Source organism: Gudongella ferriphila (assembly GCF_046224405.1).
Taxonomy (GTDB): Bacteria; Bacillota; Clostridia; order Tissierellales; family Tissierellaceae; genus Gudongella.
On sequence record NZ_JBJXRK010000006.1, the window covers coordinates 21,764 to 47,450 of the forward strand.

Consider the following 25,687-nt stretch of genomic DNA (forward strand, 5'->3'; position numbering starts at 1 on the left):
AAAAACAGGAGGTGGTAAATTGAATAAAATATCCGTAGGAATCACCGGGATTGGGAGCTATGTTCCCGAGAATATCCTGACCAATGATGACCTTTCAAGAATGGTTGATACCAGTCATGAATGGATAGTCTCAAGAACCGGTATAGAGGAGAGAAGAATTGCGGACAAGGATCAGGCAACATCAGATCTTTCAACCATAGCGGCATTGAAGGCTCTTGAAGATGCAGAAATGAAACCTGAGGACCTTGACCTGATAATCGTGGCAACCGCAACTCCGGACTATATGTTTCCATCAACGGCAGCAATGGTTCAAAAGAATATCGGAGCAGTCAAGGCGGCAGCCTTTGACATGAGCGTAGGTTGTTCAGGCTTTGTATATGGACTTGTAACCGGAGCAAACTTCGTACAGACGGGAATGTATAAAAGGGTAATGGTAATTGGAGCAGAAATCCTTTCCTCGGTAGTGGATTGGGAGGACAGAAATACCTGCGTTTTGTTTGGAGACGGAGCGGGGGCGTGCATTTTGGAACCATGTGACGAAAGTTTTGGAATTCTTTCTTCAGAGCTTGGGTCAGATGGTGTCAAAGGAGACGTTTTAATAATACCTGGAGGAGGGTCCAAAAACCCTGCTTCTGAAGAGACGGTGAAGAACAAGCTTCATGCCATCAGGATGGATGGCAAGGAGGTCTTCAAGTTTGCAGTGAGAGTAATGGAGCAATCCTCACTTAGGGTTCTGGAGAGCGCAGGACTGGCTAAAGAGGATCTGGACTTCATGATATCCCACCAGGCAAACAGTAGAATCATTGATGCAGCCATGAAAAAGCTGGAACTTAACAAGGATAAGACCCATGTTAATCTTACAAAATATGGGAACACTTCTGCAGCCTCCGTGCCAGTTGCACTGGATGAGGCTGTTAAAGGTGAGCTTATAAAGAAGGGTGACAACCTACTTCTCATAGCATTTGGGGCAGGATTGTCATGGGCATCTGTTGTCCTTAAGTGGAACAAGGAGGTAAGAAATGTTTGATTCAAGATTAAAGGAGCTTCTTGGAATCAAGTACCCCATATTCCAAGGAGGGATGGCTTGGGTTGCAACAAGTGAGCTGGCAGCTGCAGTATCTGAAGCCGGGGGACTTGGAATAATTGCAGCTGGAAATGCACCGGGGGACTATGTTCGAGAAGAAATAAGAAAATTGAAAGAAATGACCGATAAGCCATTTGGCGTGAATATTATGCTTTTATCACCCTTTGCCGAGGACATTGTGGATATAGTATGCGACGAGGGAGTTCCTGTTGTTACCACAGGTGCGGGAAATCCGGGAAAGTTTCTTGAAAGGTTCAGGAAACACAACATAAAGGTCATACCTGTGGTACCTACAGTATCCTTGGCAAAGAGACTGGAAAAGCAGGGAGTGGATGCATTGATTGTTGAGGGAACTGAAGCCGGAGGCCATATTGGTGAACTTACAACAATGGCTCTTGTACCTCAGGTTCGAGATGCAGTTAGCATTCCAGTGATTGCTGCCGGTGGAATAGCCGATGGCAGGGGAATTGTTGCTGCATTGGCTCTTGGGGCGGATGGTGTTCAGCTTGGAACAAGATTTGTTTGCTCCACTGAAGCCAAGGTACACCAGAATTACAAGGACAAGCTCATCAATGCAAAGGACAGGGATGCCCTTGTAACAGGTAGAAGCACGGGTCACCCTGTAAGAGTGATAAAGAATCAGTTTACTAGAGAGTTCATTGAGCTTGAAAAGTCTGGAGCGTCCATAGAGGACCTTGAGAAGATGGGTTCAGGTAGACTTCGGATGGCAGTTGTTGAAGGGGACGTTGATAAGGGCTCTGTAATGTCTGGACAAATTGCAGGAATGATCAATGATATCAAGCCCTGTCACGAGATCATACAACAGTTGATTCAGGAAGCTCAGCAGGTCTTGGGCAAGCTGAATAACCTGGAAGGAGGTGAGGTACATGAGTAAGCGCGCATTTATCTTTCCTGGTCAAGGAGCTCAGTACGTAGGAATGGGTCAGGACTTCTTTCAGCAGATAAAGGAATCCAAGATGGTCTTTGAGGAAGCTGATGATACTTTAAAAAGCTCACTTTCAAAGGTTATATTTGAAGGTGATGAAGAGGACCTTAAGAAGACTGAAACTACACAGCCTGCAATACTTACTGCAAGCATCGCAATGCTCAGGGCACTCCAAAAGGAAGGCATTGACTGCGATTACACAGCAGGACTAAGTCTTGGAGAATATAGCTCGCTTGTACTTAGCAAGGCTTTGAGATTTCAAGATGCCCTGTCAATTGTAAGACAGAGAGGTAAGTTCATGCAGGAGGCAGTACCCCATGGAGTTGGCGGAATGGCAGCAATTCTTGGTCTTGACAGATCGAGATTGCCGGAGGTGCTATTTGCAGCTAAGGATTTTGGAATCGTTGAGGTTGCCAACTACAATAGCCCAGAGCAGATAGTTATATCTGGAGAGAAGAAGGGACTTAGAATAGCTTGTGCAAAGGCTTTGGAGGAAGGAGCTAAGAGAGCTGTAGAGCTTCCTGTAAGCGCCCCCTTCCATACATCAATGCTTTCTCCGGCTGGAGAGAGACTCAAGGTTGAACTTGAGAAGATAAGCATAGGTGACTTCCAAAAGAAGGTCATAACAAATGTTGACGGTAAGGCACTTGACAGTAAGGATCAGCTTGTATCAAAGCTGGTTGACCAGGTTTCGCATTCAGTGCTTTGGCATCAATCAATTGAATATATGATTAACGATGGAGTTGATACCTTTGTTGAAATTGGTCCCGGGAAATCCTTATCAGGCTTTGTCAAGAGAATTGGAAAGTCTATGGGTAAGGATGTAAATTCCATGAATATTTGTGATATGGACAGCTTTAGAGGCACGGTTGAAAAGCTGACAAAGGGGGCTTAGAGTATGAATGGTAAGGTAGCGTTGGTCACTGGAGGAAGCAGAGGAATTGGGAGAAACATTGCAGGGAAACTTGCAGATGAAGGCTTCCACGTGGCCATAACATACAATAGCAATGAAGAACTGGCAATGGAAGTGGTTAGTGAGCTTGAAAAGTCAGGAGTAAAGGCCGCTTGTTACAGAGCCGATATCAGCGTTAAGGACCAGGTGGACAATCTTTTCAAGGAAATTGAGAAAGACCTGGGTACGGTTGATATTCTTGTTAACAATGCAGGAATAACCAAGGATAATCTTCTTATAAGAATGTCTGAGGATGATTGGGATTCCGTTATGGATGTCAATCTTAAGGGAGCTTTCCTAACAACCAAAGCGGTTGCAAGAGGTATGATGAAAAAAAGATATGGGAAAATAATCAATATTTCCTCTGTGGTAGGAGTCATGGGTAATCCCGGACAGGGTAACTATTCAGCCTCAAAGGCAGGACTCATAGGATTTACAAAATCGATGGCAAGGGAGCTTGCAAGCCGCGGAATAAGGGTTAATGCAATTGCGCCAGGATTTATAAGCACTGATATGACAAACGGCTTAAAGGATGAAGTCAAAGAGGCAATGCTTTCAAACATACCCTTGGGGTATTTTGCGGAGCCTGATGAAGTAAGCAATTTGGTGGCATTTCTGGCAAGTGAGAAATCAGATTATATAACTGGCCAGGTAATACAGATAGACGGTGGAATGAACATTTAAATTCAAGGAGGAGACAAAATGGTATTTGATAAGGTAAAGGAAATTATAGCAGAGCAATTGGACGTAGAGGTTGAGAGAGTAACTATGGAGACTTCACTGATGAAGGATCTTGAAGCGGATTCACTAGATGCTGTGGAAATCATGATGGCTCTTGAGGACGAGTTTGAAATTGAAGTACCCGATGAAGATGCTGAAAAATTTGCCAACATCGGAGATATTGTAAAATACGTGGAGGCTAAGTTAGCCTAAACTAAAGAGAGGTGTAAGGATGAATAGAGTAGTAATCACCGGGCTTGGAGCCATAACACCTGTGGGATCAGGCAAAGAAGAATTCTGGAATTCCATAATATCCGGAAAATCCGGGATAGGATATGTAACAAAGTTCGACACTAAGGATCATGACGTAAAGATTGCAGCTGAAGTAAAGGATTTTGACCCAACGGAGTTCATGGGTAAAAAGGATGCCAAGAGAATGGACCTGTTCAGTCAGTATGCCATAGCTGCTACAAAGCAGGCACTTGACGATTCGGGGATTGACCTTGAGAAGGTAGACCTTGATAGAGCCGGTACAATAATTGGTTCTGGAATTGGTGGTGTATCCACACTGGAGTCGGAAAAGGAAAAAATGGACGAGAAGGGACCAGGACGAATTAGCCCCCTCTTTATTCCAATGATGATTTCAAATATGGCTGCAGGTCAGGTATCAATGGCTTTCGGGCTGAAGGGTTCATCTATGACAATTACAACAGCGTGCGCATCTGCGACACACGCCATAGGTGAAGCCTTCAGAATGATCAAGTACGGAAATCTTGACTTTGCTGTAACTGGAGGTACGGAGAGCTCGATTACTCCACTGTCCATGGGAGGATTTATTTCAATGAAGGCTCTTTCAGGCAACAATGACAATCCTCAATCTGCAAGCAGGCCATTTGACAAAAACAGGGATGGATTTGTTATGGGTGAAGGAGCTGGTATAATAGTTCTGGAGGATTTAGATCATGCCCTTAAGAGAGGAGCAACAATATATGCAGAAATAATAGGCTATGGCTCCACATCTGATGCGTTTCACATCACACAGCCTGACCCTGAAGCAAAGGGTGCCAGAAATGCAATGGAAATGGCTATAAATGAAGGAAACATTGGACTGGAGGATGTGCACTATATAAATGCACACGGAACCAGCACGTATTTCAATGATAAGCTTGAGACTCTTGCAATTAAGACCCTTTTTGGAGACCATGCCAACAAGCTAAACATTAGCAGCACCAAATCAATGACTGGTCATCTACTTGGAGCAGCAGGAGGAATAGAGGCAATTGCCACAACATTGGCCCTTAAGGAGGGAATCATTCCGCCGACAATAAACTATGAAACTCAGGATGAGGAATGTGACCTTAATTACACCCCAAACAAGGCAGTTCACAGGGACATAGAACATGCTCTTTCAAACTCATTGGGATTTGGTGGACATAACGCAAGTATATTATTGAAAAAATACAAGTCTTAGAAGTTTTGCTGATCGGCGTTGACCGATCAGCTATTTTATTCCCAGTAAATCCTATTTTATGCTATACTAATATGTAGAGTAATGGAGGTAGAAAATGGACATATCGATACCTAAATATATAGAAAACATAATAGATAGAATAGAAGAGGCAGGCTTTACTGCATACCTTGTGGGAGGTTGTGTAAGGGATTTTATTTTGGATAAACCGCCGGTCGATTATGACCTGGCTACCTCGGCTACGCCTATTCAGATAATGACTCTGTTCAAGGATAGGAAAACAGTTGAGATAGGCAGTGAATACGGAACCGTTGTTATTGTTGAAAAGGAAGGAAATGTTGAGGTTACAACCTACAGGACAGAAGGTATTTATTTGGATGGAAGGCGGCCTGAGAATGTCAGCTTCACACAGGATATACTGGAGGACCTCAGAAGAAGGGACTTCACAATAAATGCAATGGCATATCACCCTGAACGGGGTTTGCTTGATCCATACAATGGAACTGAGGACATCAGGGATAGTCTAGTGAGGTGCGTGGGAAACCCCAGAGAAAGGCTCTCGGAGGATTATCTTAGAATCCTGCGTGCAGTAAGATTTGCTACTCAACTTGACTTTCTGATAGATATTAAGACCTCTGAAGCGTGTATGGATTTGGCACCAAAGCTTGAAAGGGTCAGCATTGATAGAATAAGGGAGGAGTTTTTCAAGATACTTCTCTCAAAGAAGCCTTCCAGGGGATTTCTTCTAATGAGAAGCTTGGGGATACTGAAGGAGGTAATTCCGGAACTGATTCCTGCAATTGGCTTTGACCAAAGGAATCCATACCACGACAGGTCAGTATTTCAGCATACATTGACAGTTATGGACAATACGCCACCTGTACTTCATATTAGACTTGCTGCACTGCTCCATGATATAGGCAAGCCATACACCTTTACCTTGGATGACAAGGGAGTTGGACACTTTTATGGACACGATAAGGCCAGTGTGAAGATAGGAAAGGAAATACTTGCAAGGCTTAATTGCTCTACGGAGCTTACTGAGTGGACTCTTAAGCTGGTAAAGGAGCACATGATACACCACCCTGACTTGAAGAAAAAAGGTTTGAAAAGGCAGCTGCAAAGAGTGGGAGAGGATAGGATCCACGACCTTATAGATCTTCAGATTGCCGATAGACTTAGTAAAAGTGGGAACAACGATGTGTCAAATCTGTTGGCAAAAAAAAGAGCCATCGATTCAATCCTTTTAGCAAAGGAGCCCTTCTGCAGGAAGCACCTGGCCATAAACGGGGATGACCTTAAGGAGATGGGCTATTCACAGGGAAGGATAATCGGGAAGATACTGGAGTACCTTTTGAATTGCGTATTGGAAAAACCTGAGCTGAATAAACATGATACATTGAAAAGGATTGCAAAGGAAATTTATCCTTTGGATTAGAATATTAATTATTATGGGGGAATATTGATGGGAAAACTATTTGGTACTGACGGAGTTAGAGGCGTTGCAAATGAGGAGCTTACACCGGAGCTGGCATTTGAAATCGGTAGGGCAGGGGCCTATGTACTGGCACGGGAGAGAAAAGGCAGGGTTCTGGTAGGCAAGGATACAAGAATCTCAGGGGATATGCTGGAAGCTGCATTGACTGCAGGTATTTGTTCCATGGGCTTGGATGTTGAATCTGTGGGAATCATACCCACACCGGCGGTTGCCTATTTAACAAGAAAATATGGAGCGGTTGCCGGTGTTGTAATTTCAGCATCGCATAATCCGGGGGAGTACAACGGAATCAAATTTTTCAGCGGTGATGGTTTGAAGCTTCCGGATGCAACAGAGAATGAAATTGAAGATTTAATGAACAATAAGGGAGAAATAAAGGAGAGACCAATTAAAAACCTGATTGGAAGGGTATATATTAACGAGAATGCAGCGGATGATTACAAGGAATTCCTCAAGTCCACTATTGAAACCGACCTATCAGGAATTAAAGTTGCTATGGATTGTGGTCATGGAGCACTTTATGAGATTGGACCACAGTTGATTGAGGAAATGGGTGGAGAAGTATTCCCAATAAACACAAACCCTGATGGAATGAATATCAACGATGCCTGTGGATCCACCAAGCCTCAGCTTGTACAGAGGCTTGTATTGGAAAAGGAGGCGGATCTTGGCATAGCCTTTGATGGAGATGCTGACAGGATAATAGCGGTTGACGAAAAAGGCGAAATAATTGACGGTGACCATATACTTGCAATTTGCAGCAGATTCCTTAAGGAAAAGGGAAAGCTGGAGAAGGATACGGTTGTGGGAACTGTTATGACCAATATGGGCCTTGATGAATTTCTAGGTAACAACGGAATGGATATAGTAAAAACAGCTGTGGGAGATAGGTATATCCTTGAAGAAATGATTAGGAAAGGCTACTCCCTGGGAGGAGAACAATCCGGGCATATAATCTTTCTTGAGCATAATACGACCGGAGACGGTTTGGCAACAGCTCTACAGCTGATTCAGGTGATCAAGGAGACTGGACAGAGGGCTTCGGAGCTTAATGGAATAATGAAGAATTACCCTCAGGTTCTTGTAAATGCAAGGGTAGAGAATTCATATAAGACCAAGTATATGGAAATACCTGAAATCAAGGAAGAGATACTCAAGCTGGAAAGTCATTTCGACGGAGAAGGTAGAGTTTTAATAAGACCTTCAGGGACAGAACCTCTTGTCAGGGTTATGATAGAGGGTAAGGACCAGGATATGATATCCAAAAAAGCTCATGAGCTTGCTGCATTTATTGAATCAGTGATAGGACCAAAATAAGCCAGGGAGTGATGATATGGAGTACAAAATCGTAGCAGATAGCAGTTGTGATACAAATGAACAGCTTGACAAGTACATGGAAATACACAAGGTACCATTCAAGATTGACATCGATAAGAGGTCTTTTATTGACAATGATGAGCTAGACCTGGAGGACATGGTAAAGACCATGAAGGGGAGTCCCAATCCAATCAAGTCCTCCTGTCCCTCACCTGGTGATTTCAAGGAAGCCTACGGAGATGTTGAAAATGTTTTTGTTGTAACCATTTCCAAAGAGCTGTCCGGAACTTACAACAGCGCCACATTGGCAAGGGATATGTCGATGGAGGAACATGAAGGTCAGTTTGTTCATGTCTTCAATTCCAAGTCTGCCAGCATAGGTGAGACAATTGCAGCCATGAAAATCCAGGAATGTGTCAACAGGGGAATGAAAAGGGAAGAGATTGTAGAAACTGTGGAGAATTTCATTAAAGACTCAAAAACATTCTTCATATCTCAAGACCTGGGAAATCTTATCAAGAATGGTAGAATCTCAAAAACCCAGGGTTTGATAGCAAACGTATTGAACATTAAGCCCATTATGAAAAGGGATGAGGATGGGAATATCGTAGCAGTTGAGAAAATAAGGGGTAGCAAAAAGGCATTCAAACGATTGGCGGAGATTATTGGTGAGAACGGGTCTGATTTTGAGGAGCGGATCATAGCAATTTCCCATGCGAATGCCTTGGATAAAGCACTTGAGTTGAAAAAGGACATTGAAAAATTAAACTTCAAGGAAGTTATAATCGTTGAAACCAAAGGACTGTCAACTGCATATGTAAACGATGGAGGAATAATCGTATCCTTTGGGTAGTGGAGATTTTTTAAAGGGATTTGTCAAAAAATATTTGACAAATCCCTTTTCGATGCTATAATAGTAAGAGTGAGTGATATTCACTTAACATTCCATGCGGGAATGGCGGAATTGGCAGACGCGCTAGACTTAGGATCTAGTGTCATTGACGTGGGGGTTCAAGTCCTCTTTCCCGCACCAGATCAAACCAGTGGTTATTGCCATTGGTTTTTTTCATATGAGTATCAGGAAAAGCGCCTTAATGTCTGAGATATGCTTTTCTAAATATACCAAAACTATTACAGATATGGTATAATAATGTGATGGGGACTAAAATTCGGATCAGAATAAAAAAATATACTAGGGGGTTCATCAATGAAGGCAGTTTTTGAAAAGAAGGAAAAAAATACGGTACACTTTAATATGGAATTACCAGCTGGTGATTTTGAGAAGGCTCTTCAGCAGACCTATCTCAAGAACAGGGGAAGATTCAATGTTCCTGGCTTCAGAAAGGGCAAAGTACCAAGAAAGATTATTGAAATGAACTATGGGGAAGAAATCTTCTATGAGGATGCAATCAATATGCTTCTTCCAGACGCTTATTCAAGTGCTGTGGAAGAGCTTGAGCTTGAGCCAGTAGACAGTCCAGAAGTGGATGTTGAAGAGATAAAGAGTGGCGAGCCTATAAAGGTGAACTTCAGTGTTGAAGTGAAGCCTGAGGTAAAGCTTGGAGACTATAGCGAAATCCAGCTGGAAAAGGTCGATTATTCAGTGACTGATGAGATGGTACAGGCAGAGCTTGACAAAGCCAGAGACATGAACTCAAGGATGGTTGATGCCGGAGACAGGGAAGTACAGGAAGGCGACATTCTAACTATAGATTTTGCCGGATTTGTTGACGACGAGCAGTTCTCAGGCGGAACAGCGGAAGACCAAACTCTTGAGATCGGTGCAGGACAATTCATTCCAGGATTCGAGGAAGGTCTTGTGGGAAAATCAAAGGGTGATGAAGTGGATGTTGAAGTAACTTTCCCAGAGGAATACCACGAAGAATCACTTAAGGGAAAACCAGCAGTATTCAAGGTTACAATAAAGGAAATTAAGGTGAAGGAGCTTCCTGAGCTGGATGATGAGTTTGCAAAGGATGTAAGTGAGTTCGATACCCTTGAGGAGTATAGGGACAGCCTTAGGGAAGAGCTAAGCAAGTCATTTGAAAATCAGGAAAGAATCGAGACTGAAAACAACCTGGTTGACAAAGTGGTTGAAATGTCAGAGGTAGAGGTTCCTGAGGCCATGATCCAATCACAGGTTGAGAACGAAATAAAAGATTTCGAATATAGAGTAAAAAATCAGGGTTTTGAGCTTGAGCAATATCTTGAGTTAACCGGAACATCAATGAGCGACCTTGAACTGAACTTTAGACCTATGGCGGAAAAAAGAGTCAAGGCTGATCTTGTTCTTGAAGCAATAGCTGAAGCTGAAGGTGTAGAGGTGACCGACGAAGATTTGGACGCTGAGCTTGAGAAACTGGCTGAGCAGTACAATCAAGTTGAAAACAAGGATAATTTCATTGAACAAATGAAAAAAGGAGATTTAGGATTCCTTAAAGCGGGTATATCCAATACCAAGGTTTTGGATTTACTAAAGGAAAAAGTTAAGTATATTGGATAGGAGGAATATATATGTCATTGGTTCCAATAGTTGTTGAACAGACTAACAGAGGAGAAAGGTCATATGATATTTATTCCAGGCTGTTAAAGGATAGGATAATAATTCTTGGTTCTGAGATAAACGATGCTATTGCTGATCTTGTAGTAGCTCAGCTGCTGTTTCTTGAGGCAGAAGATCCAGAAAAGGACATCCAGATATATATCAACAGTCCAGGTGGCTCTGTAAGTGCTGGATTTGCAATATATGACACAATTCAATATATCAAGCCTGATGTCACTACCATTTGCATAGGTAGAGCCGCAAGCATGGGAGCATTCCTGCTGGCAGCCGGAACGAAGGGTAAGAGGTTTGCCTTGCCTAATTCTGACATAATGATTCATCAGCCGCTGGGAGGAGCTCAGGGACAGGCCGAGGACATCAGAATACAGGCTGAGAAGATAATTGAAATCAGGGAAAGAATAAACAGAATACTTGCTGAGAGAACAGGACAACCCCTGGAAAGAATAGCAAAGGATACAGACAGGGATTATTATATGAGTGCTGCAGAAGCTGTGGAGTATGGAATAATCGATGCTGTTATGGAGAGAAAGAAATAAGAGGTGATTCCATGGCAAAAAATGATGACAAGCAATTGAGATGCTCGTTCTGCGGGAAACCACAGGATCAGGTAAAAAGACTTATAGCGGGTCCGAATGTGTATATCTGTAATGAGTGCATCGAGCTATGTCAGGAGATAATCGACGAGGAATTTGTTGATTACAACCAAGATTACGAACTTAGTGATCTGCCCAAGCCTTCAGGTATAAAGGAAACTCTTGATGAGTATGTAATACAACAGGAGAGGGCAAAGAGAAATCTTGCAGTGGCAGTTTACAATCACTACAAGAGGATAAATAGAAAGACATCAAAAGCAGAGGATGTGGAGCTTCAGAAAAGTAATATTCTTATGATTGGACCCACAGGTTCAGGTAAGACTCTTCTTGCACAGACCCTTGCCAGAATTTTGAATGTACCATTCGCAATAGCGGATGCCACTTCACTTACTGAGGCAGGCTATGTAGGAGAGGATGTTGAGAATATTATCTTAAAGCTTATCCAGGCTGCTGATTATGATATTGAAAAGGCAGAAAAGGGTATAGTATATATAGATGAAATCGACAAGGTGGCAAGAAAGACTGAGAATCCTTCAATTACAAGAGATGTAAGTGGTGAGGGAGTCCAGCAGGCCCTCCTCAAGATTCTTGAGGGCACCGTGGCCAATGTACCTCCACAGGGTGGAAGAAAGCATCCCCACCAGGAGTTCATTCAGATTGACACAACCAATATTCTTTTCATAGTTGGTGGAGCATTTGACGGCCTGGATAGCATCATACAATCCAGGGTCGGCAAAAAGACCATGGGCTTTGGAGCAGATGTGAAGTCAAGAAAGAAAAACATTGGTGAGCTTTTGAAGCAAATTCAGCCTGAGGACCTTATAAAATTCGGTCTGATTCCAGAGTTTGTTGGTAGACTACCGGTTTTGGCAACCCTTGAAGAGCTGGATGAAGAGGCGTTGGTAAGAATTCTTACAGAGCCGAAGAATGCACTTGTCAAGCAGTATACCCAGCTATTCAGCATGGATGATATCGAGCTTGAATTTGAGGAAGAGGCATTGGAACTAATAGCAAGAAAGGCAATCGAGAGAAAGACAGGGGCAAGAGGCCTCAGAAGCATAATCGAAGAAAAAATGCTTGATATAATGTATGAGCTTCCAACAATGGAAAATGTTCAAAAATGCATTGTAACCAAGGATACAATTGAAAATGGAACAGAGCCTACACTTGTGCTGGTTGACAAGAAAAAAAGTAGGACAAAAGAAAATAGCAGTAAGGAATCTGCATCTTAAAGGCTCACAACTGTGAGCTTTTATTTTGCATTTAGGAGGTACGAAAATGAATAACCCCTATATTATTGAAGAGAGAAAAATTCCCCTGATACCCCTTAGAGGAATATCTATATTTCCCCACATGGTCATACATTTTGACGTGGGAAGGGAGAAGTCGGTACAGGCTCTGGAAAAATCCATGATGGACGATTCGCTGATAATGCTTTGTACACAGATAAATCCCAAGGTTGAAGAGCCTGATTTTGATGATTTCTATCATGTTGGCACCATAGCAAAGGTAAAACAAATGCTCAAGCTTCCAGGGGGAAGCATAAGAGTGTTGGTCGAAGGAATCAACAGAGGAAAAGTGAAGAGTCTAAGCCAGGAAGAGCCATACTTTGAGGCTGTTGCCGATATCTATAGCTATGAAAGTGAAGACCTGGAGAAGAGTCAAGAGACTGAAGCTGCAATGAGACTTGTAATCGAGGATCTTGAGGAGTATATAAGCCTTAATCCAAAGGTCTCCTCAGAGGTCATATACACCATTTCAGACATAGAAGACCCAGGCAGACTTGCAGATGTTATAGCTTCATACATCTTCCTAAAGCAGGATGATGACCAGAAGATACTACAGACCTTTGATTTCTTTCAGAGGCTGGAGATTCTTCATGAGATATTGCAACGGGAGATTGAACTCTTGAGGATCGAGGATAAGATCAACCAAAGGGTCAAGAAGCAGATAAACAAGGTCCAGAAGGAGTATTACCTGAAGGAGCAGCTGAAGGCAATCCAGAAGGAGCTTGGCGAGGATGACAGCTTTTCAGGTGAAATAGAGGAATATCAGAGTAAAATAAAGAAAATCAAGATGCCAAAGGAAGTCAAGGAAAAGGCATTGAAGGAAGTTGACAGGCTTGCGAAGATGTCTCCCCATTCGGCTGAGGTGGGAGTGATAAGGACCTATCTTGATTGGATTGTTGACCTTCCATGGGATAAGGAAACAAAGGAAAAAATTGATATTAAAAAGGCAAGGGAGATTCTTGACAACGACCATTACGGTCTAAAGGACGTAAAGGAAAGGATTCTTGAGTTTATAGCCATCAGAAAACTTACAAATTCTATTAAGGGACCGATACTTTGCCTCGTTGGACCTCCTGGAGTAGGTAAGACATCAATCGCCCGATCAATTGCATCTTCACTTAACAGAAACTTTGTTAGAATGTCATTGGGAGGAGTAAGGGACGAAGCTGAAATAAGAGGTCACAGAAGAACCTATGTTGGCAGCATGCCTGGAAGGATAATCAGCTCCATCAAGAAAGCGGAAACAAGAAATCCAGTGTTCCTGTTCGATGAAATAGACAAGCTGGCCAGTGACTTCAGGGGAGATCCAGCCAGTGCACTTCTGGAGGTATTGGATCCTGAACAGAACTCAACCTTTACTGACCACTTCCTGGAGGCTCCTTTTGACCTTTCAAAGGTTATGTTTATAACAACTGCAAATACGACATCAACAATACCTCCTGCCCTTTTGGACAGGATGGAGGTAATCAGAATCAGTGGCTACACTGAGGAGGAGAAGCTCCAGATAGCCAAGAGATACCTGTTGCCTAAACAAATGAAGGAGCATGGACTGAAGGATGACCAGATCAAGGTGTCAGATGCAGCACTTAGAGGTGTAATAAACTACTATACCAGAGAAGCGGGAGTTAGAAATCTGGAGAGGAATATTGCAAATCTATGTAGAAAGGCTGCAAAGAAGATAGTTGAGGAAGGTAAAAAGTCCGTGTCCATAAATGCCGGGAACATAACATCATATCTTGGAACTAAAAAGTTCAGATATGACAAGCTGGAAGAGAAAAACCAGATTGGTGTAGCAAATGGTCTTGCATGGACTGCTGTAGGTGGAGAAACTCTTTCCGTAGAGGTTACTACAATGAAGGGTACGGGAAAAACCCAGCTTACGGGAAAGCTTGGAGATGTGATGAAGGAATCGGCAATGGCTGGAATAAGCTATGTAAGGGCAAATGCCGAAAGACTTAAGATATCACCTGATTTCTATAAGGATGTTGATATTCACATACACGTACCAGAAGGTGCAATTCCAAAGGACGGACCATCTGCTGGAATTACAATAGCAACAGCGGTGATATCAGCTTTGACTGAAAGGCCCATACTAAGAGAGGTTGCCATGACTGGAGAAATAACACTTAGAGGCAGGGTCCTGCCTGTAGGAGGAATTAAGGAGAAGCTGCTTGCTGCTCATAGAATGGGGATCCAGATGGTCCTTTTGCCGTTCGACAACAAGAAGGATCTTGAGGAAATACCTGACAAGATCAAGAAGAAGATGGAGTTTGTGCTGGTGAAAAATCTGGACCAGGTCCTGGAACACGCATTGGAAAAGGGTGAGATTGATGAAGATAATTAGCTCAGACCTACAGACAATGGCTGTTGCACCGAAAGGCTACCCGGATGATGGATTGCCGGAGCTTGCTTTTGCAGGGAGGTCCAATGTTGGAAAATCATCATTTATAAACGCCATGCTAAATAGGACAAACCTTGCAAGGACAAGCGGAAAGCCTGGGAAGACAAGGACCATAAACTTTTATCTTATAAACGAGATATTTAGATTTGTGGATCTACCAGGTTATGGATATGCTCAGGTCTCAAAGAGTGAGCGTAAAAAGTGGGGAGACATAATCGAGTTGTATCTAAGAAAACGAGATAACCTTAAGGCCATAGTCCTTTTGGTTGACATCAGACACAAGCCCTCTGCACAGGATGTTGACATGTACCATTGGATTAAAACCTTTGGGTATGACGCGATTATTGTTGCCACTAAGGCAGATAAAATAGCACGGGGACAATGGGAAAGACACATGAAGATTATCAGGGAAGAACTTGAGATAGAGGGAAATGACTTTGTAGTACCCTTCTCTTCATCAAAGAAACTTAATGTTGACAAGCTATGGGACATATTTGAGCCAATGCTCATACAAGAGACATTGGAAGGATAAAAGAGTGCAAATAAAGAGCCAGTGGTTTCCACTGGCTCTTTGTAAGTACTTTTACTCTTTTTCAAACATATCCTTAGTTGCTCCACATACGGGGCATACCCAATCCTCTGGTAGATCTTCAAAAGCTGTTCCTGGAGCTATACCTCCATCTGGATCTCCTTCAGCTGGATCATAAACATAACCGCATGGTCCACATACCCATTTGTCCATTGTGCATTCTCCTTTCGTTTGTGAATTTACTTAGTTACCTTATTATACCATATTTCCACTAAAAAGAAACAGGTAAATTTTTTGGAGGAAACCGTTATATTAGATTATATCTGGAAAAGATGGGTAAAATACATATGACTAGAATATTTGGATGTGATAGAAATGAATTATATTTATAAGGGTACAGTCTGCAGCGATCTTGAAACCATTAAGAATTTCATCGACAAGACTGTAACTAATCTCGACAGCTTAATATCCGATAGAGACCTTATATTTGATATAAAGGTAATTCTAAATGAACTTATTGTCAACGGAGCTCTCCATGGCAACGAATGCGTGTCCTCAAAATGCGTTAGCCTGACACTGAAAATGAGTCAGGATAAACTTACAATTGAGGTTCAGGACGAGGGAGACGGAATTCAATATGATCCAGGGGAATACAACCCTTCAGACCTTAAGTCTTGGGGAAGGGGCCTGGTTCTTGTAAATGGACTCTCAGACGAGTTCTATGTAGACAGGAACAGAGTGGTCTCGGTTAAAAATATTGTTTAGGCACTTATAAATTATTATATTTGTGATTAAAGTATTATTCCAAGATGGATAATACTTTATTTTTGTGTTTTGTGTGAAAGTGTGATAATATTATAAAGTTAAGCATATGACAATTTGATTATAGAAGGGATCTGTAATAAGTTTATGAAAAGAAATGATATTAGAAACGTAGCAATCATCGCCCATGTCGACCATGGGAAGACCACCTTGGTGGACAGTCTTCTTAGGCAATCTGGAATATTCAGGGAAAACCAGGTTGTTCAGGAAAGGGTAATGGATTCCAATGACATAGAAAAGGAAAGAGGAATCACAATACTGGCAAAAAACACTGCTGTTACCTACAAGGGAGTTAAGATTAATATTGTCGATACACCTGGACACGCTGATTTTGGTGGAGAAGTGGAACGAGTCCTTAAAATGGTAAATGGGGTAGTTCTACTTGTGGATGCCTTTGAGGGAGCCATGCCTCAGACAAAGTTTGTTTTGAGAAAGGCTCTTGAACTTGAGCTGCCGGTAGTGGTTGCAATAAACAAGATCGATAGACCAGAAGCAAGACCTGAAGAGGTAATTGATGAAATACTGGACCTTTTTATAGAACTTGGTGCAAAGGATAGCCAGCTGGATTGTCCATTTGTATTTACCTCTGCCAAGGAAGGAACAGCAACCTTGGATCTTGAAGACAGTACAGAAACAATGAAGGATTTGTTTGAGACAATTGTCGAATACATTCCAGCTCCTGAAGGAGATTCAGAGGGAGCCACACAAATCTTGATTTCCACAATAGACTACAATGAGTATGTGGGCAGGATAGGAATTGGAAAGGTTGAAAGAGGAGTAATCCACACCAACCAGGAAGTAATAATTGTAAACAAGGCAAAGCCAGATAGGAAAGTTAAGGCAAAGATAAACAAGCTGTATGAGTTTGAAGGCTTGAACAGAGTGGAGGTTGAAAGATCAACCATAGGAAGTATTGTAGCTCTTTCTGGACCTGCAGACCTGGAAATAGGAGATACCCTATGTGATCTGGATACCCCAGAGGCTATCGATTTCGTAAAAATTTCTGAGCCAACTCTTGCAATGACATTTTCTGTAAACAATAGTCCTTTCGCAGGAAGGGAAGGTGACTTTGTAACGTCAAGACAGCTAAGGAATAGACTCTACAAGGAGCTTCAGACGGATGTAAGTTTAAGGGTGGAGGATACAGACCAAACCGATGCCTTCAGGGTATCTGGAAGAGGAGAGCTTCACCTGTCCGTTCTTATTGAAAACATGAGAAGAGAAGGCTATGAATTCCAGGTATCGAAACCGGTAGTCCTTTACAAGACAATTGACGGTAAAAAGCATGAGCCAATGGAAAAGGTCACCATAGATGTGGGAAATGAGTTTGTTGGGGCAGTAATTGACAAGCTTGGACAAAGAAAAGGGGAGCTTGCAAGCATGTCAGAGCCTGTTGGAGGCTATGCACGACTTATCTTTTCAATACCTGCCAGAGGATTGATTGGATACAGGCAGGAATTTCTGACAGACACAAAGGGTAATGGAATATTGAACACTATTTTTGATGGATATGCCCCATACAAAGGTGATATTCCAAGAAGAAAAACAGGCTCAATAATAGCCTTCGAAACGGGGGAGGCTACTGGCTATGGCTTGTACTCAGCCCAAGAAAGGGGTATATTATTCATAGAGGCTGGAAAGTCAGTCTATGAAGGAATGGTTGTCGGTTCAAATCCAAAGGGCTTGGATATTGAGGTCAACGTTACAAAGAGAAAACAGCAGTCAAATGTAAGAGCCTCTGGTTCAGATGATTCATTGAGACTGTCAACTCCTAAAATCATGTCTCTTGAAGAAGCTCTTGAGTTCATAGAAGAGGACGAACTTATCGAGGTAACACCTCTTAATTTCAGAATCAGGAAGAGGATATTGGAGACAAATAAAAGATACAAATCAAAAAAATAACATAGAGAACAAGAAAAGGGGAGGCTCCAATGGAAAGCCTGTTTTCATCCTACATGTTCATATTCAGTAACCTTATATGGATCAATATACTACTTGCATTGGTGTTGGTTTTCTTCGAAAGGAGAAACCCGACATCCACATGGTTGTGGCTTATGGTCCTGCTTTTTTTGCCTGGTATCGGGTTTATACTGTACCTTTTTCTAGGACAGGACATGTCAAAGAAAAAGACCTTCAAGACAAAGGCAGAGGAGGACGATTGCTTTGACATACTCATAGCTGACCAGGAAAAAAACTTCAGTACCAGGGAGTTCCTAAAAAGAAACCCTGAGTACAAGGCATATAATGATATCGTCAAGCTCCACCTAATGGGTAGCAATTCCGTATTCACATCAGATAACAAGGTTAAGCTATATTTCAGTGGAGAGGATAAATTTGCGGACCTTTTGAAAAGCATAGAAGGAGCAAAGGAGTATATCCACATGGAATATTATATCTTCAATGACGATGCCCTCGGTAGGGAGGTAATGGTGACCCTGGCGACAAAGGCTTCAGAGGGTATAGAGGTCAAGTTGCTTATCGATGGAATGGGAAGCAGAAAGCTAGGAAGAAGCTTGACCAATGTCCTAAGGGAGGCTGGAGGTGAAGTGGTTTATTTTTTCCCTCCTTTTATCCCGGTGTTCAATGTTAGGATCAACTACCGAAACCACAGGAAAATTTGCATAATCGATGGTAAAGAGGCTTATCTGGGTGGATTTAATGTGGGAAATGAATATTTGGGATTGTCCAAGAAGTTCGGATACTGGAGGGATACCCATATAAGGATAGAGGGATCAGCAATAAGCTCCATACAATGGCAATTCTTCCTTGATTGGAGATTTGCATCTGGAGAGGAAATAAGAGGCTGCCAAAGCTACATTGGTGATCGGGGTGAAGACAACCAGGTAGGGATACAGATTGTAAGTAGTGGTCCCGACTCCAAATGGCCTAGCATAAAGGATGGATATCTTAAGATGATCAACAATGCTGAAAATCGACTTTATATAGAGACACCCTATTTCATACCGGATGACAGTATCTTTGAGGCATTGAAAATAGCTGGTTTGTCTGGCCTGGATGTAAGGGTGATGATACCCAATAAGCCGGATCATCCATTTGTTTATTGGGCAGGATTAAGCTACATGGGAGAGCTCCTGGAGGCGGGCGTCAGGTTTTATACCTACGAAAGAGGATTTCTTCATTCAAAGGTGATCATTACGGACGATACGGTTTCTACAGTTGGAACCGCCAATCTTGATATAAGGAGCTTTAAGCTGAACTTTGAAATAAATGCTTTCATTTATGACAAGGATACCAACGGGATGCTAGCAGAGAGATTTCTTAGAGATTTGGATAACTGCCGAGAGATAACCATGGACATTTACAGTTCCAGATCCAGAGTCATAAAGATAAAGGAATCAGTATCCAGGCTATTATCACCAATACTATAAAATAACAGGAGGTAGTCAGAATGCAACATGAGGCAACTTTTGATTATGTATCGGTAAATGGGAAGATGGAGAGGGTAGGGGAGACCTCCTTTTTTGAAAGGGTAACTGGATCAGCCATATATGAAGTTATTAGGGTTGTAAATGGAAACCCCATGTTTCTTGAGGATCATCTTGAAAGAATGTATGGTTCTGCTGAGCTAGCTGATTTTAATCTTACTTACGATGCAGATGAAATTAGAGATCATGTAATCAGATTGATTGGAGCAAATGGGATAGTGAGCAACAATATTAAATTGCTGGCGACTACTGATGATTCTGGAAAGGAATTGTTTATGGCATATGCAGTTGAAAGCTTCTATCCTCCTGAAGATTACTATCGCAATGGAATAAAGGTGATTCTGTTTAACCACCAGCGTGATAACCCAAATGCAAAAGTGCAGCACAGTGATTTCAGACAAAGGGTGAAGGATGCCATGAATAGGGAAGATGCCTTTGAGGCTCTTCTTGTTAATGAAGAAGGCCACATTCTGGAAGGTAGCAGATCAAACATGTTTTATATACTTGAAGGTAAGCTTTATACAGCACCTGCAAGCGACGTTCTACTGGGCATAACTAGAAAGCATATCATTGCATTATCCTTAAGGCTGGGTTATCCTGTCCATGAAAGAAGACTTCACAGGAACGAGTTGGGAAGTGTTCAGGGACTGTTTGTATCCGGAACCAGCATTGGGGTCCTTCCTGTGTCCAAGGTTGATAATATGGATCTTCCCACAATGGAAAACGAGATTATCAAAAAACTTGTTGAAGGGTATAAAAGCCTTATGAGTGATTTATCCTGATTAAAGAATAAGAGAGACCTTTGGCTAAGCCAAGGGTCTCTTTTCTGCAAGCATTATTATTTCAAGTATGGTTCTGCAGGCAAGTTCCATGCCTTCAGCTGTAATATATTCGTACCTTCCATGGAAGTTATAGCCCCCTGTAAAAATGTTGGGACAAGGTAGACCCATGTAGGACAGTCTTGAACCGTCGGTACCACCCCGTACAGGCTTGATGTCAACTTCTATTTCAAGGTTTTCCATGGCCTCCTTTGCAAGATCCACTATTTCCAGGACAGGCTCAATCTTCTCCTTCATATTGTAGTAGGAGTCTTTTATCTCAAGCCTAACGGCATTTTCATATTTTAAGTTCAAGAAATCTGCCGTTTTCTCCATAAGCATTTTCTTTTCCTCGAACTTATCCATGAAATGATCTCGTATTATATAGACCATTTCCGTTTTTTCAACAGTTCCATCTATTCTCATAAGGTGGAAGAATCCCTCGTAGCCTTCAGTATGCTCAGGACGCTGGTCGACGGGGAGCATTCCATTCAGCTCCTGTGCAATTATAAGGGAGTTGATCATCTTGTTTTTAGCTGAACCAGGATGCACATTTCTACCCTGGATGGTTATCTTTGCAGTTGCAGCGTTGAAATTCTCATATTCAAGTTCTCCAACCGGACCTCCATCTACTGTGTAGGCAAAGTCAGCCCCGAATTTTTCAACATCGAAATGATCCGCACCTCTACCGATTTCCTCATCAGGAGTAAAACCCACCTTGATTTCTCCATGGAGGATATCCTGGTTGTTTATGAGATATTCCATGGCGGTGACTATTTCCGCAATTCCGGCCTTGTTGTCTGCTCCAAGCAGTGTAGTACCATCTGTAGCTATGATTGTTTTGCCGATATTGTCATTCAACTCCGGGAAATCAACCGGTGATAACTCAATATTATTTTCGCTGCTCAAAATCAGCGGGCCTCCCTGGTAATTTTCAAAAATCTTTGGATTAACGTCCTTCCCAGACATGTCAGGACTTGTATCCATATGGGCAATAAATCCAATGACAGGCAGCTTCTTATGTGTGTTGGATGGTAATGTTGCCATTACATAGCCATTGGTGTCCACCGTTACATTTGACATGCCGATTTCATCCAGCTCATCTGCAAGAGTTCTTGAGAATCTCAACTGTGCATCAGTACTTGGGACACTGATGGAACTTTCATCCGATGTGGTTTCAGCCTTAACGTACCTTAAGAATCTTTCTACTAGTTTTTCCATTTTCATCCCTCCGCTTCTATTGTACCCCTTTCTCAATAAATGTGTCCAATAATATCAAAAAATAAGCAAATGTGCTAAAATAGTAGTATATTGGGTAAATATTAAAAAATGCATTTATTAATGGAGGGGTTTTAATGAGCATCAAGATAATTTGTGACAGTGCATGTGACTTGCCGGCATCAATAATTGATGACCTGGGAATCGAGGAGCTTCCCATTGTTGTAATCAAGGGAGAGAAAGAGTACTTTGATAAGGTGAATATAGAGCCGGTGGAAGTATATAACAGTATGAGAGATGGTGAGGTCTTCAAGACTGCTCAGATTACTCCTATTACATTTGAGAACTCATTCGAGAGGCACATTAAGAATGGAGATGAGATCATCTACATCGGATTTTCTTCAGGCTTGTCTTCCACTTTTCAGTCAGCCAACATTGCAAAGCTTTCAGTTCAGGAAAAACACCCTGATGCTGACATTACAATCATAGATACAAAGGCTGCTTCTGGTGGATATGGTCTAGTGGTGTATGAGGCAGGAATGACACTCAAGAATGGAGGTACTAAGGAAGAAATCATTGAAACTGCGGAATTTTTCAGTAAAAACATAGACCACATATTCACCGTGGACAATATCGAGTATCTCTATAGAGGAGGAAGAGTATCAAGGACCAATGCCATATTGGGAGGAATGTTAAATATAAAGCCAATACTTGAAGTCAATGATGGAAAGCTGATACCTCTTGAAAAGATAAGGGGCAAGAACAAGGTCCTCAAGAGAATGGTTGAGCTTGTTGAAGAAAGAAACATTGATTCTGATCTTTCCAACACAATATTCTGCATCACACATGGAGATGATCTGGAGACAGCAGAGAAGTTAAAATCCATGATAAGTGAAAAGTATGGAGCGAAGGACTTTATAGTTAACCATATCGGTGGAGCAATAGGAGCACATGTGGGTCCCGGCTCACTAACGCTCTTTTATTCAAAGCGGAAAAGATAAAATAATCAAATGACGCAGAGGGAGGATTTTATGAGAGTTCTAAGAGCAATACTTACAATATCGGGCATAATAATCCTTCTTTTTGCGTCTTTCTTAATTTACATTACCACAACAGACATGAAGCCGGAAGAGATTGAAGTTCTATCTGTAAAGAACAACCAAATGAAGGAAGTCCCAGTGGGTGAACCTATTGTTATAACAACCTACAATATAGGGTATGCAGGCCTTGACAAGACCCAGGACTTCTTTGCAGACGGAGGAGCAAGGTCAAGGGCTGAGAGTCTGGATGCTGTGGTTCTAAATTTGGAGGCTGTCATTGAAACTCTGGACAGGACGGAATCAGATATTCTGATTCTGCAGGAGGTTGATCAGGATTCATCAAGAAGCTTTGGGATGGACCAGGTGGATATTTTGGAAAACTCCTACCCGAACCTGGGTCATGTATTTGGACTTAACTACAGGGTTCCATGGGTTCCGGTGCCAATTACAAATCCAATGGGTAAGGCAACATCAGGGATAATGACCATGACCAGATATAATGTTGAAAGGGCAGTGAGATATCAGCTTCCTGGAGAAGAGGAATGGCCTGTCAATCTGTTTGAGCTGGACCGATGCTTCATGGAAACAAGACTTAAGGCTTCAAATGGCAAGGAAGTCGTTGTTGTAAACCTTCATCTGTCGGCTTTTGACAAGGGTGGAATAATAAGGCTAAGACAGCTGGAATACCTGAAAGATTATCTTGAAGCGGAGTACAAAGAGGGAAACTACATAATTGCAGGTGGGGACTGGAACCACAATTTGCCGGGAACCGATCCTATGGACTTCGATGCTTCTGAGGCCTGGCCATTTTGGCTAAAGGATATTCCAGAGAATTATCATGTGGAGGGATATGATTGGGCAGTGGATCCAAGCTGTCCGACTGTGAGAACCCTGGAAAGGCCTTATGTGGATGGGTACAATTTCAAGGCGGTAATAGATGGATTTCTCATATCAGACAATATTGAGATAATTGCTGTAGAGGGCATTGACACTAATTTTGAGAATACAGATCACAATCCTGTAAAATTGGATATCGTCTTGAAATAACATACTTTTGAAACCAATACGGAAATGAGGGATAGGATGAAGAAAACGGCAGCTTTTTTTGATATAGATGGAACCATATTCAGGAATTCTCTAATGATAGAGCATTTTAAGAAATTAATCGCTTTTGAAATAATCAATCCGGAGGTATGGTACACAAAGGTTAAGAAGGCATATGATGACTGGGAAAAACGGTACGCGGATTTTGAGGAATATCTAGAGATCCTGGCAGGCGTATATCTTGAGGAACTCAAGGGTATAAAGCGTGAACATATAGAATTTGTGGCAAACAATGTAATAGAGTCAAACTGGGACATGGTTTACAAGTATTCACGTGAGCAGATTGAATGGCACAGAAAAATGGGGCATGAGGTATTTTTCATATCGGGAAGCCCTGACTTTCTGGTTTCCAAAATGGCAGAAAAATATGGAGCCACCGAATATAGAGGAACCAAGTATCTTGTTGATGCTGATAACTGCTATACGGGTGAGATTATCAGAATGTGGGATTCGACAAGCAAGAAAAAGGTTTTGGATGAAATAATTGACAAGTATCAGGTTGACTTGGTTAGAAGCTATGCCTACGGCGACACAAAGGGAGACCTTTCAATGCTTAGAAGGATGGGCAATCCTGTTGCAATCAACCCCAATAAGGAATTGCTTCTAATGATAAAGGAAGATGAATACCTTTCCAAAAGAATATCTATCATTGTGGAGAGAAAGAATGTCATATATAAATGTGGTGCTGATATAGAACTTTTATAGATGGACTTGCTATAGTTATTGTAAAGAATTCGTAAATTTTTCTCTTTCAAGCTGATGTATAATCATAGTGAGTAAGGATATACGAAAGAGGTGATTGACAGTGAGAGGATGGAATGCATTTAAAGCCATGGCATTAATTACGACAATATCAATGTTGATGATAGCCTGTACGCCTGTGACTGAAATATCTGATGAAACAAATCAGGAACAGGTGGTTGTGGATAAGGCTTCCATAAATGATTATTATCCATTTATCCATAATAGTACCTACGAATATGAAGGTTATGGAAATGAATATGCTGAACAGAGTATTTATTTGGAATATGAGAATGGTCAGAGAGGGCAGTATAGGATAAAAAATCCTGGAACTGAAGCGGTAAAAATCATTGAACGGACAGCGGGTTCAATACGGGAAGTCTATTTGGAAGGTGAGTTCTATCACACAGAGAATATTTTATCAATAGCCGCTGCAAAGAATAATGTACTCATTAAGGAGCCATTGGAAGTAGGTAATGAATGGGAGCTTGAAGATGGCAACAAGAGAGAGATCACTGGAATTGATGTTGATTTTATGACACCCTTTGATAGCTTCAAAGCCCTTGAGGTGACTACCTATCTTGATCAAGGCAGGATCCAGAGGGATTATTACGCAAAGGAGGTTGGATTGGTAGGGACTGTCTATGAGGATGGAGAAACAATGATTAGCAGTCTTTTAAGCGTGATTGTGGAAGGCTCCTACGAAAAGGAAGCTAGATTGTTTTATCCCGTAGAGAGCGATAGAGACATTGTGACAAAATATGTGGACCATAAATTTGAATTCAACACAAATGATCAACTGGAGAATGTTTTTGAGGAATTTTTCAAAAAACCGGTCAGTGAAGGCTTAAGCAAGGTTATATCTGATGATACAATGATAAACAGCATATTCCTTGACAAGGGAACATGGACTGTTAAGGTTGACTTTTCAAGAGAGCTCATTCCAGGCTGGAATGCTGGGTCATCATTGGAGTTTGAGCTTATAAATAGTATAGTAAGTACTTTTGGTGAATTCTACGACACGGACAGGGTATACCTTTCCATAGAGGGAGTCCCATTTGAATCAGGACACTATGGCTCACTTGAGAATGAAGTTTTTCAGGTAAATACTGAAGGAATCGAAGAATATAAATGATAT

The 25,687-nt window shown here is 41.9% G+C and carries 24 protein-coding genes and 1 tRNA gene; 23 read left to right on the forward strand and 2 right to left on the reverse strand.

All coding sequences use genetic code 11. The annotated features are described in order from the left end of the window. Positions 1-19: 19 nt before the first annotated feature. From ACKVDP_RS05605 to yihA, 15 genes are all read left to right on the forward strand, one after another. Positions 20-1,027, forward strand: a complete 1,008-nt coding sequence (locus ACKVDP_RS05605; protein ID WP_409227832.1) for a beta-ketoacyl-ACP synthase III — start codon at positions 20-22, stop codon at positions 1,025-1,027. Then, positions 1,020-1,979 carry an enoyl-[acyl-carrier-protein] reductase FabK gene (fabK, locus tag ACKVDP_RS05610; RefSeq protein ID WP_409227833.1) on the forward strand — a complete coding sequence of 320 codons (960 nt, stop codon included), beginning with the start codon at positions 1,020-1,022 and terminating at the stop codon, positions 1,977-1,979. The genes ACKVDP_RS05605 and fabK overlap by 8 nt, the downstream gene beginning before the upstream one ends. After that, positions 1,972-2,925 (forward strand): ACP S-malonyltransferase, encoded by a 954-nt coding sequence (gene fabD / locus ACKVDP_RS05615; RefSeq protein WP_409227834.1) that lies wholly within the window; start codon positions 1,972-1,974, stop codon positions 2,923-2,925. Before fabK ends, fabD begins: the two co-directional genes overlap by 8 nt. A gap of 3 nt (positions 2,926-2,928) precedes the next feature. Further along, positions 2,929-3,666 (forward strand): 3-oxoacyl-[acyl-carrier-protein] reductase, encoded by a 738-nt coding sequence (fabG, locus tag ACKVDP_RS05620; RefSeq protein WP_409227835.1) that lies wholly within the window; start codon positions 2,929-2,931, stop codon positions 3,664-3,666. Between the two features lie 18 nt (positions 3,667-3,684). After that, positions 3,685-3,915: an acyl carrier protein gene (gene acpP / locus ACKVDP_RS05625; RefSeq protein WP_409227836.1), complete on the forward strand. Its 231-nt coding sequence runs from the start codon at positions 3,685-3,687 to the stop codon at positions 3,913-3,915. Between the two features lie 19 nt (positions 3,916-3,934). Continuing rightward, complete coding sequence (fabF, locus tag ACKVDP_RS05630) at positions 3,935-5,173, forward strand: beta-ketoacyl-ACP synthase II (protein ID WP_409227837.1); 1,239 nt, start codon at positions 3,935-3,937, stop codon at positions 5,171-5,173. Between the two features lie 94 nt (positions 5,174-5,267). Further along, the gene (locus ACKVDP_RS05635; RefSeq protein WP_409227838.1) at positions 5,268-6,608 is read left to right on the forward strand and encodes a CCA tRNA nucleotidyltransferase; all 1,341 of its coding nucleotides are present in this window, start codon (positions 5,268-5,270) and stop codon (positions 6,606-6,608) included. 27 nt (positions 6,609-6,635) lie between these two features. Further along, on the forward strand, positions 6,636-7,985 hold the full coding sequence (gene glmM, locus ACKVDP_RS05640) for a phosphoglucosamine mutase (RefSeq protein ID WP_409227839.1): 1,350 nt from the start codon (positions 6,636-6,638) through the stop codon (positions 7,983-7,985). Between the two features lie 16 nt (positions 7,986-8,001). Beyond that, on the forward strand, positions 8,002-8,838 hold the full coding sequence (locus tag ACKVDP_RS05645) for a DegV family protein (protein ID WP_409227840.1): 837 nt from the start codon (positions 8,002-8,004) through the stop codon (positions 8,836-8,838). A 96-nt stretch (positions 8,839-8,934) separates the two neighbouring features. Then, a tRNA-Leu gene (locus ACKVDP_RS05650) sits at positions 8,935-9,018 on the forward strand. 174 nt (positions 9,019-9,192) lie between these two features. Further along, positions 9,193-10,488, forward strand: a complete 1,296-nt coding sequence (gene tig / locus ACKVDP_RS05655; protein ID WP_409227841.1) for a trigger factor — start codon at positions 9,193-9,195, stop codon at positions 10,486-10,488. Positions 10,489-10,499: 11 nt separating this feature from the next. Beyond that, positions 10,500-11,084, forward strand: a complete 585-nt coding sequence (clpP, locus tag ACKVDP_RS05660) for an ATP-dependent Clp endopeptidase proteolytic subunit ClpP (protein WP_409227842.1) — start codon at positions 10,500-10,502, stop codon at positions 11,082-11,084. An 11-nt stretch (positions 11,085-11,095) separates the two neighbouring features. Further along, positions 11,096-12,373, forward strand: coding sequence for an ATP-dependent Clp protease ATP-binding subunit ClpX (gene clpX / locus ACKVDP_RS05665; RefSeq protein WP_409227843.1), 1,278 nt, complete (start codon positions 11,096-11,098; stop codon positions 12,371-12,373). 46 nt (positions 12,374-12,419) lie between these two features. After that, positions 12,420-14,774 (forward strand): endopeptidase La, encoded by a 2,355-nt coding sequence (lon, locus tag ACKVDP_RS05670; RefSeq protein WP_409227844.1) that lies wholly within the window; start codon positions 12,420-12,422, stop codon positions 14,772-14,774. Beyond that, on the forward strand, positions 14,761-15,363 hold the full coding sequence (gene yihA / locus ACKVDP_RS05675; RefSeq protein WP_409227845.1) for a ribosome biogenesis GTP-binding protein YihA/YsxC: 603 nt from the start codon (positions 14,761-14,763) through the stop codon (positions 15,361-15,363). Before lon ends, yihA begins: the two co-directional genes overlap by 14 nt. Before the next feature lie 51 nt (positions 15,364-15,414). Here the strand turns inward: yihA and rd are convergent, their stop codons facing one another. After that, complete coding sequence (gene rd, locus ACKVDP_RS05680; RefSeq protein WP_128426380.1) at positions 15,415-15,573, reverse strand: rubredoxin; 159 nt, start codon at positions 15,571-15,573, stop codon at positions 15,415-15,417. A 162-nt stretch (positions 15,574-15,735) separates the two neighbouring features. On the opposite strand from rd, the gene ACKVDP_RS05685 reads away from it, so the two are divergent. From ACKVDP_RS05685 to ACKVDP_RS05700, 4 genes are all read left to right on the forward strand, one after another. After that, the gene (locus tag ACKVDP_RS05685) at positions 15,736-16,125 is read left to right on the forward strand and encodes an ATP-binding protein (RefSeq protein WP_409227846.1); all 390 of its coding nucleotides are present in this window, start codon (positions 15,736-15,738) and stop codon (positions 16,123-16,125) included. 144 nt (positions 16,126-16,269) lie between these two features. Then, positions 16,270-18,084, forward strand: a complete 1,815-nt coding sequence (gene typA / locus ACKVDP_RS05690) for a translational GTPase TypA (protein ID WP_409227847.1) — start codon at positions 16,270-16,272, stop codon at positions 18,082-18,084. 29 nt (positions 18,085-18,113) lie between these two features. Beyond that, entirely contained in the window at positions 18,114-19,571 is a 1,458-nt protein-coding gene (gene cls, locus ACKVDP_RS05695) for a cardiolipin synthase (RefSeq protein WP_409227848.1), read from the forward strand. A 20-nt stretch (positions 19,572-19,591) separates the two neighbouring features. Beyond that, positions 19,592-20,410, forward strand: a complete 819-nt coding sequence (locus tag ACKVDP_RS05700) for an aminotransferase class IV (RefSeq protein WP_409227849.1) — start codon at positions 19,592-19,594, stop codon at positions 20,408-20,410. A gap of 24 nt (positions 20,411-20,434) precedes the next feature. On the opposite strand, the gene pepT is transcribed toward ACKVDP_RS05700, so the two are convergent. Continuing rightward, a complete protein-coding gene (gene pepT / locus ACKVDP_RS05705) occupies positions 20,435-21,667 on the reverse strand; it encodes a peptidase T (protein ID WP_409227850.1) in 1,233 nt (410 codons plus the stop codon). A gap of 134 nt (positions 21,668-21,801) precedes the next feature. Between pepT and ACKVDP_RS05710 the strand changes: the two genes are divergently transcribed. The 4 genes from ACKVDP_RS05710 (at position 21,802) to ACKVDP_RS05725 (ending at position 25,684) form a co-directional block, all read left to right on the forward strand. Beyond that, entirely contained in the window at positions 21,802-22,665 is an 864-nt protein-coding gene (locus tag ACKVDP_RS05710) for a DegV family protein (RefSeq protein WP_409227851.1), read from the forward strand. A gap of 30 nt (positions 22,666-22,695) precedes the next feature. Next, the gene (locus ACKVDP_RS05715; RefSeq protein WP_409227852.1) at positions 22,696-23,751 is read left to right on the forward strand and encodes an endonuclease/exonuclease/phosphatase family protein; all 1,056 of its coding nucleotides are present in this window, start codon (positions 22,696-22,698) and stop codon (positions 23,749-23,751) included. A 36-nt stretch (positions 23,752-23,787) separates the two neighbouring features. Beyond that, positions 23,788-24,513 (forward strand): HAD family hydrolase, encoded by a 726-nt coding sequence (locus ACKVDP_RS05720; RefSeq protein ID WP_409227853.1) that lies wholly within the window; start codon positions 23,788-23,790, stop codon positions 24,511-24,513. Positions 24,514-24,613: 100 nt separating this feature from the next. Then, complete coding sequence (locus ACKVDP_RS05725; protein ID WP_409227854.1) at positions 24,614-25,684, forward strand: GerMN domain-containing protein; 1,071 nt, start codon at positions 24,614-24,616, stop codon at positions 25,682-25,684. Positions 25,685-25,687: the final 3 nt, after the last annotated feature.

Bases quoted from the DNA above. Each gene is read 5' to 3' on its own strand.
- ACKVDP_RS05715 (WP_409227852.1), top strand. From the start codon at position 22,696: ATGAGAGTTCTAAGAGCAATACTTACAATATCGGGCATAATAATCCTT.
- ACKVDP_RS05685 (WP_409227846.1), top strand. From the start codon at position 15,736: ATGAATTATATTTATAAGGGTACAGTCTGCAGCGATCTTGAAACCATT.
- tig (WP_409227841.1), top strand. From the start codon at position 9,193: ATGAAGGCAGTTTTTGAAAAGAAGGAAAAAAATACGGTACACTTTAAT.
- acpP (WP_409227836.1), top strand. From the start codon at position 3,685: ATGGTATTTGATAAGGTAAAGGAAATTATAGCAGAGCAATTGGACGTA.
- clpP (WP_409227842.1), top strand. From the start codon at position 10,500: ATGTCATTGGTTCCAATAGTTGTTGAACAGACTAACAGAGGAGAAAGG.
- fabG (WP_409227835.1), top strand. From the start codon at position 2,929: ATGAATGGTAAGGTAGCGTTGGTCACTGGAGGAAGCAGAGGAATTGGG.
- fabK (WP_409227833.1), top strand. From the start codon at position 1,020: ATGTTTGATTCAAGATTAAAGGAGCTTCTTGGAATCAAGTACCCCATA.
- pepT (WP_409227850.1), bottom strand. From the start codon at position 21,667: ATGGAAAAACTAGTAGAAAGATTCTTAAGGTACGTTAAGGCTGAAACC.
- rd (WP_128426380.1), bottom strand. From the start codon at position 15,573: ATGGACAAATGGGTATGTGGACCATGCGGTTATGTTTATGATCCAGCT.
- clpX (WP_409227843.1), top strand. From the start codon at position 11,096: ATGGCAAAAAATGATGACAAGCAATTGAGATGCTCGTTCTGCGGGAAA.
- yihA (WP_409227845.1), top strand. From the start codon at position 14,761: ATGAAGATAATTAGCTCAGACCTACAGACAATGGCTGTTGCACCGAAA.
- ACKVDP_RS05700 (WP_409227849.1), top strand. From the start codon at position 19,592: ATGCAACATGAGGCAACTTTTGATTATGTATCGGTAAATGGGAAGATG.
- lon (WP_409227844.1), top strand. From the start codon at position 12,420: ATGAATAACCCCTATATTATTGAAGAGAGAAAAATTCCCCTGATACCC.
- ACKVDP_RS05645 (WP_409227840.1), top strand. From the start codon at position 8,002: ATGGAGTACAAAATCGTAGCAGATAGCAGTTGTGATACAAATGAACAG.
- fabF (WP_409227837.1), top strand. From the start codon at position 3,935: ATGAATAGAGTAGTAATCACCGGGCTTGGAGCCATAACACCTGTGGGA.
- glmM (WP_409227839.1), top strand. From the start codon at position 6,636: ATGGGAAAACTATTTGGTACTGACGGAGTTAGAGGCGTTGCAAATGAG.
- ACKVDP_RS05720 (WP_409227853.1), top strand. From the start codon at position 23,788: ATGAAGAAAACGGCAGCTTTTTTTGATATAGATGGAACCATATTCAGG.
- ACKVDP_RS05635 (WP_409227838.1), top strand. From the start codon at position 5,268: ATGGACATATCGATACCTAAATATATAGAAAACATAATAGATAGAATA.
- typA (WP_409227847.1), top strand. From the start codon at position 16,270: ATGAAAAGAAATGATATTAGAAACGTAGCAATCATCGCCCATGTCGAC.
- fabD (WP_409227834.1), top strand. From the start codon at position 1,972: ATGAGTAAGCGCGCATTTATCTTTCCTGGTCAAGGAGCTCAGTACGTA.
- cls (WP_409227848.1), top strand. From the start codon at position 18,114: ATGGAAAGCCTGTTTTCATCCTACATGTTCATATTCAGTAACCTTATA.
- ACKVDP_RS05710 (WP_409227851.1), top strand. From the start codon at position 21,802: ATGAGCATCAAGATAATTTGTGACAGTGCATGTGACTTGCCGGCATCA.